Here is a 14182-nt window from a genome sequence, read left to right as displayed (position 1 = left end):
CTAATCATCCATATTTTTCATATAAAGCTATATCTTTCACTATGGAAGTTAATTTAGGAAACGATCTTATCAATTTGCGGAATCAAGCACCCTTGGTTCATAATATAACCAATTTTGTGGTGATGAATTTCACGGCTAATGCTTTGTTATCTGTAGGAGCCTCACCCGTAATGGCGCACGCTGTAGAAGAAGTGGCCGAAATGGTGAGTCATGCCGGTGCTCTGGTTATAAATATTGGAACCCTCTCGGGGAAATGGATTGAGGGTATGGAAATTGCCATGGCCCGTGCGGATGCGCTTCATATCCCGATCATATTGGACCCGGTAGGGGCTGGTGCTACCAGCTTTCGTAATGAATCCTTGCAAAGATTGCTCTCCGTAGCTTCGCCAACCATTATTCGGGGTAATGCTTCAGAGATTATGTCCCTGGCAGGTCAGCAGGTTCAATCCAAAGGAGTGGATAGCACTGGATTTTCTACCGATGCCCTGACAGCGGCTCAGAGCCTGGCCAAGAAATACGCCTGTGTGGTGTCCGTTAGTGGGGCCACCGATGTGATAGTAGGCGAGGGGAAAATTGCCTATTTACGAAATGGGAATGAGATTATGACTCGGGTTACAGGAATGGGTTGCGCATCTTCAGCCTTAGCGGGGGCTTTTTCAGCTGTTCAGAATGACCCTTTTTTAGCGGCGATAAGTGCTGCGGCGATGATGGGTGTAGCCGGCGACCGGGCCTATGAATTAGCCCAGCACCCCGGAAGTTTCCAAATGAGTTTTCTGGATCAGTTAGCTTCATTGCAGCCTCATGAACTTGAAGAAAGGGCCTCTGTCGAGTTTGAATATGTATAGCCAGGCAGGTTCTCCCCTGACACTATGCCTGGTAACAGACCAGAATGCCTGCTTAGGGCGGTCGTTGGAATGGGTGGTTCAGGAGGCCATCCAGGGAGGGGTAAACATGGTCCAGTTAAGAGAAAAGAATGCTGACACACGAGCATTTATAGAGCAGGCACAGCGGCTCCAAGCGATTCTTATACCGTATCAAATTCCATTAATCATTAACGATCGGGTAGACGTTGCCTTGGCAGTAGATGCCGACGGTGTTCATGTCGGGCAAAGTGATATGCCGATTTCCTACCTAAGGCGCCTTCTTCCGGAAGGTAAGATTATTGGACTGTCCGCCGAAACGCAGGAAGATGTTCTTGAAGCAGAAAATTTCGATTTAAGCTATTTGGCTGTGAGTCCGTTATTTGCCACTCCTTCTAAAACCGATACCAAGAAGGCATGGGGAATGGAGGGGCTTAGCTGGATACGCCGGAATAGTAGGCACAGGCTCCTGGTAATAGGAGGGGTAAATGCGGAAAATGCTCCTGAAGCCATTAGGCGTGGCGCGGCTGGTATTGCCGTAATATCGGCCATTTGTAGTGCCCCAATGCCCGCTCGGGAAGCTGAAAGTCTGAGCCAGGCAATAAGCACCAATGACTCACTCTGAATTTATTGATATGTCGATAATGATTCTCAACAATATGAAAAGATATCCAACCGTATTAACCATTGCCGGATCCGATAGTGGTGGAGGGGCAGGCATACAGGCCGACTTGAAGACTATTGCCGCACTAGGGGGCTATGGCATGTCAGCTATTACAGCTCTGACGGCCCAGAATACCTTAGGCGTTACCGCCATTCATCGGGTACCCGGATCCTTTTTGAAAAGTCAACTGGAAGCTGTATTCGATGATTTTATTATTGATGCAGTGAAGATCGGTATGGTCAATACGATCGAGGCTGCTCAGGTAATCGCAGAGGCACTCGAAAAATATGCTCCCCGCTTCATAGTATTCGATCCGGTTATGGTCTCTACGAGTGGTTCTAAACTTATAGAGGAAAAAACCATTGCCGCATTATGGGAACTGCTCTTTCCAAGAGTCCACCTGATAACCCCCAATCTGGATGAAGCGGAAATACTAGTAGGGCGCCCTATACGATCGGAAAAGGAAATGCAGGCTGCGGCTGCCGAAATGGTGGAAAAAGGATGCCAGGCGGTTTTGCTTAAAGGAGGCCATTTAGTGGCAGATAAACTATATGATGTGTTTGCGGAGGACAAATGTGATCCACTGCTCCTGGAAACGCCATATATTCATAGTAAGAATTTGCATGGAACGGGGTGCACACTCTCTTCCGCAATAGCCACCTACTCCGCCTTGGATCTGTCATTAATGGAGTCGGTATTGATGGCCAAAAACTATATTGCCGATGCTATTGAGGCGGGTAAGGACGTAGTCACTGGACATGGATCTGGGCCCTTAAATCATACCTACTCACCACAGAAAATGTATTTAAAGTAATGAAATTTACAGATTCCTTATGGGAGGAAAATACCCCCATTTTTGATAAAATTATAGCCCATCCATTTATCCAGGAGTTAAAGGATGGGAGCTTAAAGACCGATCAATTTACCTTCTATATCTATCAAGATTCGCTATACTTGCATCAGTTCTCAAAGGCCCTTGCCGTAACGGGAACAAAGACCCAGGAGGCGGACAGCTTGCTGGCTTTCTTAGGTTTTGCACAAAATGCAATTCTCGTCGAAAGAGCCTTGCATGATACCTATTTTAAAGAATATGCTATCAATCGTACGGATGGTATGTCGCCTACAGCTTTTTCGTATACCCAATATTTATTGGCCACTGCAAACTATAGTTCGTACGCAATATCGGTGGCGGCCCTATTACCCTGTTTCTGGATATATCAACGTGTCGGAAACTATATTGTAGGGGAGTCGGCAGGAAACAATCCTTATCAAAGCTGGATTGATACCTATTCTGGAGAAGAATTTGCCCAGGCTGTAACCAGAATGCTCGGGCTTTGCGAGAACCTTGGCCAGCAAGCATCTCCGGAAGAAAGGAAAGAAATGCAAGTGGCCTTCACCCGGGCTTGTCAATTAGAATATATGTTCTGGGACAGTGCTTATAAAATGGAAAAATGGCCCGTATGAGGTCTTGAGAGCCAATAACAAGGATAACTTCCCTTTTGAATGTTGATAGCTGCCAGGCAGGTTGGATGCTAGCATCCTCAGCACCTTGCCCTGCCTGAGGTTCGGGAAGAAGGGCAGGAGGAATGGTTTTTTAAGGAGGTTTTCTAAATTAAAGATAGAACATATGGAAACCAACTTAATTGACCAAAAGGGAATCGATAAACTTAAAGAATTAGCTGAGGAAATTAACATATGCATGTTTACCACGCTGGAAGATGGGGAGATCGTCTCCAGGCCTATGACCACTCTGGATGTGGATAGCGAGGGATGTATATGGTTTTTTACTAGCAGGGACACTGACCTAGGTAGCACTGGTCAGGTACAAGAGGCGAGCCTGATCTATGCTCATCCAGGTCATAATAGTTACATGAGTGTAAAAGGAACCTGGGAGCACGTAGTAGATGAGGCCAAAAAAGAAGCTTTATGGAGCCCTGTCTCCAAGGCGTGGTTCCCCGAAGGAAAGAATGATCCGGATCTGGTAATGATTCGCTTTCGCTCAACCGAGGCCTCTTACTGGGATAGTACTTCTTCGAAAATGGTGGTCTTCCTTTCCCTGATTAAATCTATCCTGACGGGCGACGCTGATAAGAATGGAGTTTCCGGAGAACACGGAACCATACAGATACATTAATCTCCTTCTTCAGGAAACGACAAAGCAATCACCCCGGCTGTACGCTCGGCCGGGGTTAGCATTCTAATCCCTCGGTATGAAAAAATCTACAGTCATTCTTAGCCTTCTGGCCGTCCTAGTATTACTGGTACTAGGCTATTTTTTCTACAAAAAGCGATATGCCAATCCGGTATCAGGCTTAAAGCCCCGGGTAGAAGTAGGGGTAGGGAAGATTGACAATATTACTGAAAAGTCTGTAGACCTTACCTTAAATTTATTGGTCCATAATCCGCTCCCAGTAGGGTTGGATTTGAAGGGTTTCGATTATCTGATTAAAATGAATGACATTGTAGTGATTGAGGATCGGTATCAACAGCCATTCAAGATAGAATCCAGGGATAGTAGCAAGGTAGAAATTCCCGCAAAGTTCAATCTTGGCGATCTTTCCAAAGAGAGTGTTGCCGAGGCCAACAAAGGAGTAGACAGTGCGGATTACCATTTTGAAGCTAAGTTGCTTCTTGCAAAACCTGTATTGGGAAAGGATATGATTCGTGTCGTCCGAAACGCACGTCTTCCCTTGTACCGCGTGCTGCAGATTAAGGTTTCCGGATATGATATGGAAAAATTTCGGCTAAGCGAATCAGAAATTGTTCTTAAAATCCAAATTGATAACCAAAATGTATTTCCAATAGAGTTTAAAGATCCCTATTTTATGATCGACCTGGGCTCCCAAGCCAACTTGGGAGAGGGGCATAAGCCTGGGACAACGGTGATCCCGGCAAAAAGTAAAGCAACTTACGAACTGCCTTTTAAAATAGAAATGGGCAAATTGCTTAAGGCAGTAGGGCAACTAATTGGCCAGGGCAAGGATCTCCCTTTTACCCTACATATAAAAAGTACCCTAACTTCAGAAAATGAAGTGTTTTCTAATAGCCCCATGAACCTCATCATTGAAGGTGAATTAAAGGACATGGAGAAATTAAAAAAGAGTATAGCCAATTAAATTTATATTCTGTATTTCTCAATTCGACGATACAAAGCCGCTCGGCTTAACTCTAATTCCCGAGCTGTTGCTGGGATATTTCCCGCATGTTTTTTCAAAGTTTTTTTGATCATAGACCTCTCCATTTCTTCCAGGTCTAATCCCGGATTGGACTCCTCAGGAAATTCCGCATTTTTAAGCTGCATGGTATCCGCATCCAGGCATTGGCCAGAGGACAGAATCACGGCTCTTTCCATGGCATGCTGGAGTTCACGAATATTTCCTGGCCAATGGTAATGCATCATGTCCTTTATCAAATCTTTGTCCATATGGGTTACCGGTCGGTTATACTTTCTGGCAAAGGTGTTCAGATAGAAGTCTGCCAGACTTTTAATGTCTTCGGGTCGCTCGCGTAATGGAGGAATGGAAAGGACGATAGTATTCATCCCGTAATATAGATTCTGACGAAATGATTGGTTAGCTTCCATTTCTTCCAAGGGCATATTCGTTGCACATATCAAGCGAAAATCTAGCTCAATCAGTTTATCACTCCCCACCCTCGTCACTTTTTGCTCTTGAAGCACCGTGATGAGCTTGGCCTGCAACGTTGGACTCAAACTTCCAATTTCATCTAGAAATAAAGTTCCACCCGTCGCTGCTTCGAGCCGGCCCGACTGGTCTGACAGGGCATCGGTGACTGCTTCTTGAGAATGGCCAAACAATTCACTCTCGAACAATTCTTCATTTACTGAGCCTAGGTCAACCGCTATAAAGGGTCTATCCGAGCGCCTAGATCTATAATGTATCTGCTGTGCCAGCTGAGTTTTCCCGGTTCCATTTTCGCCTAAGATAAGGATTCTGGTATCCGTGTCTGCTACACGATCAACCGCTTGCATCAGTTCGCGCATAGCCGCACTATTCGCAACAAAGGTAGGGAGATGGCCTGCTTTGGCCTCTGAAGACCTCTCGTTTTTCGAAATCGAATGGGGGTCCTCTAAAGAGGTCATATAAGGGGCCTCGAGGGCCTTTTCCAGCGTGTTAAGAAGCTTTTCGTTATCCCAGGGCTTCATAATAAAATCTGCTGCTCCCGCCTTAATCGTCTGAACCGCCAGCTCTATATCACTATTGGAGGTGATCATGATAACTTTGGCAAGGGGTTGAATATCCAGAATTTTGTCGAGCCAGTGAAGACCTTCTTTTTCACTATGAAGATTTCCGGTGTAATTCATATCCAGTAAGATGATATCGTAATTACCATTGGTTACCAAAAATGGAATATTCTCGGGATTTTTTTCTATATCCACTGTAGCGGCATGCCTTTTGATAAGCAGTTTGGCAGCAGTTAATACCTCTATATCATTGTCGATAATTAAAATCTTGGCTTTTGAGATTGGCATTGGTAAGTAAAGGCAGTTGGGGTTAATATTTTAGGAATATAATAATATTATTTTAAAAGCCCCCACCTTTTTCTGAATGGGTTAATACTTCAGGAATATAATCAGGAAGATTTAAAATATGGCATTGGAAAGATAGCAAAAGTCTCGGCTTTTATACCTCAGGCCCTGTCTAATATTCTGTGGTAATTTCGATACTTTATACTTTTGCCATCGAAGTTGATGGTTAAAAATGTCATTAGCCACATGTTCAATTGTTGTTCATAGGACTATGCCTATTTTTATTTCGAATTACTTTTAGTAAATTGAAACTCGTTTTTTATATTAAAAATTTAATAATACATGGAGCAGAGGAATATAGATAAGGTTTTTGATTCGGAGATTCAACAGGTATCTGATTTTAAGTTTGAGAGTAAGGTAGTAAATGTTTTTGACGACATGGTCAATAGGTCCGTGCCTTTTTACGATGAGATTCAGCGTATGATTACAGAGCTGGCGGCGAGCCATGCCAGGCCCAATTCAAGAGTTTACGATCTGGGCTGTAGTACGGGTACCTCGTTGATCGCCTTAGATCCACTTGTAGACCCTACTGTTGAATTTGTTGGTATTGATGATTCGGCCGAGATGATCCAACGTTCCGAGCTCAAATTTGACCAGGCAGGTATAACTAGGCCCCATGAATTAGTAGTAGGAGATATAAATAATGACTCTAAAATTGAAAATGCTTCCGTAGTCATTATGTCTCTTACGCTCCAATTTGTAAGACCGACCCATCGCAGCAAGATTGTTGAACAGATATTCAAGGGATTGAATCCAGGGGGGTGTTTTATCTTAATTGAAAAGGTACTTACCGATCACAGCTTATTTAACAGAGATTTTATAAAATACTATTATAACTATAAAAGAAGAAATGGCTATAGTGAAATGGAGATTTCACAAAAGCGGGAAGCATTGGAAAATGTACTGATACCATATACCGTTGCCGAAAACACGCAAATGCTGCATGATGCCGGTTTTGACGGTTGTGAAATGTTTTTCAAATGGTATAATTTTTCAGGACTAATCGCTTTTAAGAAATGATCGCAATAGGAAACTTCTTTTTTAAGTATAGAAACATTCTTTTTATTTTTTTATATCTCTTACTTTTCGCTCCATCTCCCGAGCTGTTTACAGCAGAAATATTTGGACCGGAGTATTATTTTATCCCCCTTATTGCTGGTTTGCTCATCACCATTCTAGGGGAGCTTACCCGTGGCATTACCATTGGACTGGCTTATATCATTCGTGGTGGTAAAGACAAGAAAGTTTATGCAGAAAAGCTGGTGACGGAAGGAATCTTCAACCATGGTCGTAATCCGCTATATGTAGGTAATATTCTTATGCTTGCAGGGGTGGGGATACTTTCTAATTCCTTGATTTATGTGATTGTGGTCATTCCACTCTTTCTTTTTATTTATCAGGCCATTGTGTTGGCAGAGGAAAATTTTCTCCGAAATAAATTTGGCTCCGACTTCGAGCGATATACCCAACGCGTGAACCGTTGGTTAATTGACCCCCGTGGCATAGGAAAGTCAATGAGCGCAATGCGTTTTAACTACAAACGTTGGGTACTCAAAGAATATAATACCCTCTTTATCTGGCTGGCAGGGATTGTGGCGATCATCAGTATTAATTATCCACAGCTATTTGCTACCACAACGGCCAATAAAAATTTCTTTCTTACCTCTATCGTAATTTTGGCGTTTTTGTATCTCCTGGTACGTTATTTAAAGAAGTCTGGCAAGATGACGGAGTAATCTAAAAAGAATTGGAGATAGATTCTTCCTCCATTGAATTATTTCGTAATTTAAGGGCATTCTAATAGTAGCCTCCTTTCCCACGATCGACCTTTCTCTGATAGGTTTTGTGTAGTGGAAAGTAATGAAGAAGTTTGAATTTATCACTTGCAGATAGGAAGGCTATATATTTAACTTTAAGCAAAATTTCAATATGAAGACTATCAACAAATTAGCAGGCATCCTTTTTCTTGGCCTTGTGATGAGCGCCTGTTCTAACCAGATGCAGTTTGTCAATTCCTCAGTTGTGCCTGCGGCGTCGGGCTCCGCGAAGGTCAAAAAGGATAAAAATGACAACTATGCCATTTCCGTACAAGTGCGTAACCTGGCACAGCCCGAACAGCTGACACCCAGTCGTTCGCATTATGTCGTATGGATGGACAATAAGAAGGTTGATGCCGAAAAACTGGGTATGATTAAAATTTCTTCCAAGGGGCTAAAGGGCGACCTCTCTACCGTTTCTCCTCAAGAGCCCAATAAAATATTTATTACTGCTGAGAGTAGCGAAGATGTGAAATATCCAAGTAATTTCGTTGTATTGAGTACCAATAAATAGCAACGGTTACTTTCCTGTATAAAGTATGCCTCCCCATCGCAGGGTGAGGCATTTTTTTTGATCTAATTGCCAGATTAAAGTCATCTATTCTAATACCCGGATTCTGGGCTGACTTTCTTGTCAGTGGAGAAATCTATTGCCTGTTTTCATCTAGCTAATTCTGCCGATAAAAAAGCTAGCCCCTCTTCTTTGTAATCTGGTAGTATCCGAAGTAGGGAAGAAGCAGGATTTGCCAACTATTAAATTCTATACCGATCAACAAGAGCTCATCTTACTGATCGTAAAAATTAAACCTCCAAATTACTCATTTGGGCTGTTGCTTATGCTCTGCACTGCCAAATTTTATGAACTTAAATTTTACTGGCTAGCAAAAAAAACAAAAAATAATCAGGATATTCTTCTATATCTAGTCTCCTAACAAGTAAGCAGGTAAAATGATGTTTTATCACCGATGGTTATTAATTATTCTGAATGGCGCCTTCCAGTAATCAATTAAGTCTTCAAGAGAAGTTTTCCAGAAATGCTTCCAATGTGGAGGAGCATCGTTTGTGGCTATTAGTTCAAAATGGAGATCAGATCGCCTTTTCCAAATTGCTGGAGCGCTATTATCCTCTGCTGATGAATTATGGGGTCCGCATTAAAGACGATCCAGAATTTGTAAAAGATTGTTTGCAGGATCTCTTTGTAGAAATATGGAACAGGCGTCAACAACTGGAAACGGTAAACAATCTTAAACCCTATCTGCTGGCTTCATTACGGAGACGTGTCATTCGAGAATCGCGCCGATTACGCTGGTTCAGGGAGGCGAGAGAAATACAGGAGGACGATCATTTTGATGTACAATTTTCGATAGAAAACTACCTTATCAATAACGAGATAAAACACGAATCACTGATTCGACTAAAGATGAATTTAAATAAACTTACCAAAAGACAGAGGGAAGTGATTTATCTGCGTTTTTACCAGGAGTTAGAATATGAAGAGATCTCCAATATTATGGACATCAACCGCCATTCAGCAGTCAACCTTATTTACGAAGCATTGAAGCTTATGCGCAAAAATTGGTTTCTATCCTGGTTGCTGATCATGCCAATTCTTGTGAGCTAGGGCTGTCTGGAACGTCTGATGCCTGTGCGGGAGCTAATTATTTATTCAAGAAAATCTGATCATGAAATCATATAAGGATTATCAAGTCGACGATTTGGTGCAAAATAAGCATTTTCGAAAATGGGTGCTAGGAGATTCTCAGTCCGATGATCGTTTCTGGGAGCTCTGGCTGAAAGAATATCCCGATAAAAAGCCACTTGTCCAACAAGCCACAGAAATGATTAAAGCCTTTCAGTGTGACCTAGGTTACAGTGAGCCTGAGGCCGACCGGCAAGCCATAGAACAGATTATGCAACAAATTCAGGAAACATCAACCGGATCCTGGTGGAAAAGGGGGGTATGGCAGGTAGCTGCCAGTACCTTGCTATTGATGGCGCTAGGCTGGTGGTTGTATCAGAAAATTCCTGTATCTACCCAGTTGGCTCATCCTGTAGAGAAAGCAAGTTTTAAAGAGGTCTTTACCAATTACCATGTTACCCCACAGCTCATAACACTTGGGGATGGAAGTGAGGTGAGTCTGGAACCCAATAGTACCCTGAGAATCGACAAGGAATTCGGATTTGAATATCGGGAAGTTTATCTGGAAGGTGAGGCGGAATTCAGCGTTCAACGCAATGTCAATTCTCCTTTTTTGGTTTATACCGGAGGCCTGGTGACCAAGGTTCTAGGGACGAAATTTCGGATCAATACGGAGACAGACGATCAAAGTATTTCGGTTTCGGTAAGCAGTGGTAAAGTTACGGTGTATAAAGATGAGCTAACCCCCGTTACAAAGCTTTCAGAGGAGCTTATTTTAACCCCAAATCAGCAAGCAATTTTCTTGCGAGCGGAGCATAAAATAGTAAAAACACTCGTCGAAACGCCTATTCCGATTGATCAACATGCTGTGGAATCCTTTATATATCGTGAAACGCCAATGCATGTCGTACTAAAGGATCTGGAGCGTGTTTATGGTGTCACGATGCTGTATGACGAACAACTGTTGAAGAAATGCAATTTAACCGCTACACTTTCTACTGAGCCACTGTATGATAAACTGGCTTTGATCTGCGAAACGATTCATGCCGACTACCAGGTGGTAGATGGGCAAATTGTAATCAATGCAGGCCACTGTGATTGAATCATGATTATGAGTCAAGAAAAAGCCGATGATGCCGCGAACATCATCGGCCCATGAACCCGTTTCGGACAATCCATCATGATTTACGGGAAATGCTTTTGTCCAATTTTAGTCAATTGTTTAACAAAAACAAGCTGCTGAAGCAGTGTATCAAATCTATGGAAAAACCTTTAATACCGCAAGGTCTTTGGATCAGAATTATGAGAATTTCCCTTGTGCAATGTATGCTCGCCTTTATATGGGTCGGGGTAGCCAATGCTACCATGGTGTCGGGCCAGGAGCTACTCGATAGACGACTCTCTATCAGGATGGAATCCAAGCCGTTAAGATTAATATTGTCCAAGCTGGAAACGGAATTGCCTGTTCATTTTGTGTATAGCCCCAAAGCTGCTCAGGCAGAAAGGCTGGCTACGGTTAAGGTAAAGGATCTTCCTTTGTCTGCTGTTTTGGAAGCATTGCTTAGTCCTCTTGATTTGAGCTACAGAGTAGTAGGAAGTCAAGTGGTGATTAGTCCAAATCGTAAGGACGATTCAGGTGCAATACTTCCGGGCCCTCTGGAAGCGCCCGGTACCCTTGTTGACAGAATCCTAAAAGGGGTGGTTAAGGATGATAAAGGTGAGCCTCTTCCGGGCGTTAGCATCATAGTAAAGGGTACGCAGCGGGGAACGGTAAGTAATATCGATGGGTCTTATAGTATTGCTGTTCCCGAAGAATCAGAAAATGGATCAACGCAATTCCTTATTTTTTCTTATGTGGGATATCTATCACAGGAGCTGCCCTTAGACAATAAATCGCTGATGAATGTCACCTTGCTGGGCGATACCAAATCACTGGAAGAGCTAGTCGTAGTAGGATATGGGACTCAGAAGAAGTCGGATCTGACGGGTTCGGTGGTGTCGGTTGGCGAAAAGGATTTTACCCAAGGGGTGAATAATTCGGCACTTCAGCTCCTCAATGGGAAGGCCTCAGGGGTGCAAATCAGCCAGTCAAGCTCGGCTCCTGGAGGAGATATCGCCATCAGGATCAGGGGAGCTGGCTCTATTAACAGTGATAATGGGGCATTGATCGTGGTAGATGGAATGCCCGGTGCTTCGGCGTCGGCCATCAGCCCGGAAGATATTGAGTCTATACAAATATTAAAGGACGCCTCAGCAGCTGCCATTTACGGATCGAGGGCCGCCAATGGAGTCGTATTGATCACCACAAAAAAAGGAAAGAAAGGGGCAACGCAGGTCAACTACAGTGCTTATCTGGGGGTTCAGAAGGTCGTGAAAAACATCGATATGCTTTCGGCGCCAGAATATATGCAAGTATTGAACGAACTGTCGGCTGATATGGGCAGACAGCCCAAATTTACCACTGAGCAGATCGCCTCCATAGGAACAGGTACTAACTGGCAGGATCAAATTTTTCGCAGTGCACTGGCGCAAAATCATCAGCTGTCGATATCTGGAGGGGCGGAGAAATCAAATTTCTATTTGGGAATAAATTATTTGAATCAAGATGGGGTAGTTAAAGGTTCGGGTCTCAAAAAATATAATGTAAGATTGAATTACGATGTGAATCCCTTTGAGAAATTGAAAGTAAATCTTAGTTTGAATACCAATCGAAGTAATACAACAAGGATTCTAACTACCAATTCAGGAAACGAAAATGCAGGACCAATTAATGCCGCCCTGCAGTTTGATCCTACCATAGCCGTAGGGCTTGACGCAGGCGGTCGATATCCATTCAATCCTTTGATTTCTTTAGAAAATCCGCTGGCATTGATCCACGGTGTCGACCAGAGTCAGTTATCCAACAGAAGCTTCGGAACACTGAGTACCGACTACACCATCTTGAAAGGGTGGACAGCCACCTTGCGACTCGGTGCCGACATTGCTAACGATCGGGACGATAATTATATTAGCACACTTACCCAACGAGGATTGGCCTCCGGTGGTTCGGGTGGCATCCAGTCGTCTGAAAACCTACATTGGATTTCAGAATTTTTTACTACCTACAATCATAGCTTTAAGAATGTACACCAGCTTTCCGTGGTGGCTGGAGCAACTCTGGAGAAATACGACTACAGAATGGTCGGAGCTTCATCACTGGGTTTCTTATCGGATGTAACGGGAACCAATTTATTGGAGAGTGGAGATGGAGATCGGGGCGACCAGGTTCGTAGTAGCCGGTCTACCAATCAGCTGAACTCTTACCTAGGGCGGGTCAATTATACGCTTCTGGATCGCTATCTGCTAACAGCCTCTCTCAGAGCTGATGGTACTTCGCGGTTTTCTGACCAGAACAAATATGCATTCTTCCCTTCGTTTGCCCTGGGGTGGAGGCTTTCGGAAGAAAGTTTTATCAAAGAATCTGGTCTGTTCAACGAACTGAAATTAAGACTAAGCTACGGAAAAAGTGGTAACCAGGCGATACGTAATTTTGAAACCCTACAGACTTTTATTGCCGGAGGCAGGGCCGTTTTAGGTGGTGGCCTGGTGCAAGGAGTAGAGCCTGCACGTATTGCGAATTCCAACTTACGCTGGGAGTCTACCGAAGAATTGGACCTAGGCATTGATTTCAGCATCCTGAAGGGGAGATTAAATGGTTCGGCGGAGTATTTTATCAAAACCACCAGCGACCAGCTTTTTAATAAGCCACTGCCTACTACTTCTGGATTTTCAAGTATCCGTGTTAATTTCGGTGAAGTCAGGAACCAAGGCCTGGACCTGATGCTGGAATCACGCAACCTGGTCAATGATCTGAAATGGAGCACTACAGCAACATTTTCGGTTTTAAAAAATAATGTCAGACAATTGCCGGACTTTATCTCTCAGGTCCTGACGGGCGGGGTAGGGTACACGGGCCAGTATGCTATTGTCAAAGAAGGGGCGCCGATGCGGGCATTCTTTGGATATCAGGTCGATGGACTCTTTCAGGAATCGGACGATATTGCCAATTCGGCACAGCCCAATGCCCTTCCGGGGCACCCCCGCTTCGTAGATGCTAATGCAGATGGAAAAATAGACCCCAACGACCGGGTTATACTAGGCAGCCCATTCCCCAAATACATGTATAGTCTTAATAATAATTTTTCCTATAAGGGTCTTAACTTAAACATTTTAATCACAGCTGTGGATGGCATCAGTGCTCTGGACAATAATATTGTGGAATCGTTATACCCCATCAACTTTGAGCGAAACCGTATTGCGGAGCATTACCTGGATCGCTGGACTCCACAGAATCCTGGTGCCAAGTACCCTTCCGGGGTAAATCCCAGTACCTATGGTGGAGCTTTGGCGGTAAACTCACTTACCGTATCGGATGCCTCTTTTGTACGCCTGAAGACCGTTACCCTCGGTTATGATTTTGGTTTTAAGACAAAATCGGTTTTCAGGTCGGCTTCTGTATACCTGGCTGCCGACAATTTGCTTACACTCACCAGTTTCCTGGGGTATGATCCAGACGCCAACGCCTCCGGAACCGGAGTGGAGAGGGCGAGCTATAATAGCTACCCCCTGAACCGAACCATTCGCGTAGGATTTAATTTAGGTTTTTAATTTTTG

At 43.7% G+C, this 14182-nt stretch carries 13 protein-coding genes; 12 read left to right on the top strand and 1 reads right to left on the bottom strand.

Annotation, left to right across the window (positions count from 1 at the left end; translation table 11 throughout):
• The first annotated feature begins 41 nt into the window (after positions 1–41).
• From thiM to X939_RS0113180, 6 genes are all read left to right on the top strand, one after another.
• A complete protein-coding gene (gene thiM, locus X939_RS0113205) occupies positions 42–845 on the top strand; it encodes a hydroxyethylthiazole kinase (RefSeq protein ID WP_131694741.1) in 804 nt (267 codons plus the stop codon).
• On the top strand, positions 802–1485 hold the full coding sequence (gene thiE / locus X939_RS0113200; RefSeq protein ID WP_084299473.1) for a thiamine phosphate synthase: 684 nt from the start codon (positions 802–804) through the stop codon (positions 1483–1485). The genes thiM and thiE overlap by 44 nt, the downstream gene beginning before the upstream one ends.
• A gap of 34 nt (positions 1486–1519) precedes the next feature.
• Positions 1520–2338 (top strand): bifunctional hydroxymethylpyrimidine kinase/phosphomethylpyrimidine kinase, encoded by an 819-nt coding sequence (gene thiD / locus X939_RS0113195; protein ID WP_025763750.1) that lies wholly within the window; start codon positions 1520–1522, stop codon positions 2336–2338.
• Positions 2338–2988, top strand: a complete 651-nt coding sequence (tenA, locus tag X939_RS0113190) for a thiaminase II (protein ID WP_025763749.1) — start codon at positions 2338–2340, stop codon at positions 2986–2988. Before thiD ends, tenA begins: the two co-directional genes overlap by 1 nt.
• Positions 2989–3151: 163 nt before the next feature.
• Positions 3152–3658, top strand: a complete 507-nt coding sequence (locus X939_RS0113185; RefSeq protein WP_025763748.1) for a pyridoxamine 5'-phosphate oxidase family protein — start codon at positions 3152–3154, stop codon at positions 3656–3658.
• 76 nt (positions 3659–3734) lie between these two features.
• The gene (locus X939_RS0113180) at positions 3735–4640 is read left to right on the top strand and encodes an LEA type 2 family protein (protein WP_025763747.1); all 906 of its coding nucleotides are present in this window, start codon (positions 3735–3737) and stop codon (positions 4638–4640) included.
• Between the two features lie 2 nt (positions 4641–4642).
• Here X939_RS0113180 and X939_RS0113175 read toward each other — a convergent pair whose 3' ends face one another.
• Positions 4643–6016: a sigma-54-dependent transcriptional regulator gene (locus X939_RS0113175; RefSeq protein ID WP_044199385.1), complete on the bottom strand. Its 1374-nt coding sequence runs from the start codon at positions 6014–6016 to the stop codon at positions 4643–4645.
• A gap of 339 nt (positions 6017–6355) precedes the next feature.
• Between X939_RS0113175 and cmoA the strand changes: the two genes are divergently transcribed.
• The 6 genes from cmoA (at position 6356) to X939_RS0113145 (ending at position 14176) form a co-directional block, all read left to right on the top strand.
• On the top strand, positions 6356–7093 hold the full coding sequence (gene cmoA, locus X939_RS0113170) for a carboxy-S-adenosyl-L-methionine synthase CmoA (RefSeq protein WP_025763745.1): 738 nt from the start codon (positions 6356–6358) through the stop codon (positions 7091–7093).
• Positions 7090–7809, top strand: a complete 720-nt coding sequence (locus X939_RS0113165) for a methyltransferase family protein (RefSeq protein WP_025763744.1) — start codon at positions 7090–7092, stop codon at positions 7807–7809. Before cmoA ends, X939_RS0113165 begins: the two co-directional genes overlap by 4 nt.
• Before the next feature lie 193 nt (positions 7810–8002).
• On the top strand, positions 8003–8404 hold the full coding sequence (locus tag X939_RS0113160; protein WP_025763743.1) for a hypothetical protein: 402 nt from the start codon (positions 8003–8005) through the stop codon (positions 8402–8404).
• Positions 8405–8875: 471 nt separating this feature from the next.
• Positions 8876–9511 carry an RNA polymerase sigma factor gene (locus X939_RS0113155; protein ID WP_025763742.1) on the top strand — a complete coding sequence of 212 codons (636 nt, stop codon included), beginning with the start codon at positions 8876–8878 and terminating at the stop codon, positions 9509–9511.
• Between the two features lie 61 nt (positions 9512–9572).
• Positions 9573–10631, top strand: coding sequence for a FecR family protein (locus X939_RS23095; protein ID WP_025763741.1), 1059 nt, complete (start codon positions 9573–9575; stop codon positions 10629–10631).
• Between the two features lie 200 nt (positions 10632–10831).
• On the top strand, positions 10832–14176 hold the full coding sequence (locus tag X939_RS0113145; RefSeq protein ID WP_198034413.1) for a TonB-dependent receptor: 3345 nt from the start codon (positions 10832–10834) through the stop codon (positions 14174–14176).
• Positions 14177–14182 lie beyond the last annotated feature (6 nt).

This window comes from Dyadobacter tibetensis Y620-1 (genome assembly GCF_000566685.1).
Classification (GTDB): Bacteria; Bacteroidota; Bacteroidia; order Cytophagales; family Spirosomataceae; genus Dyadobacter; species Dyadobacter tibetensis.
This window is presented reverse-complemented; position numbering and strand designations above follow the sequence as displayed.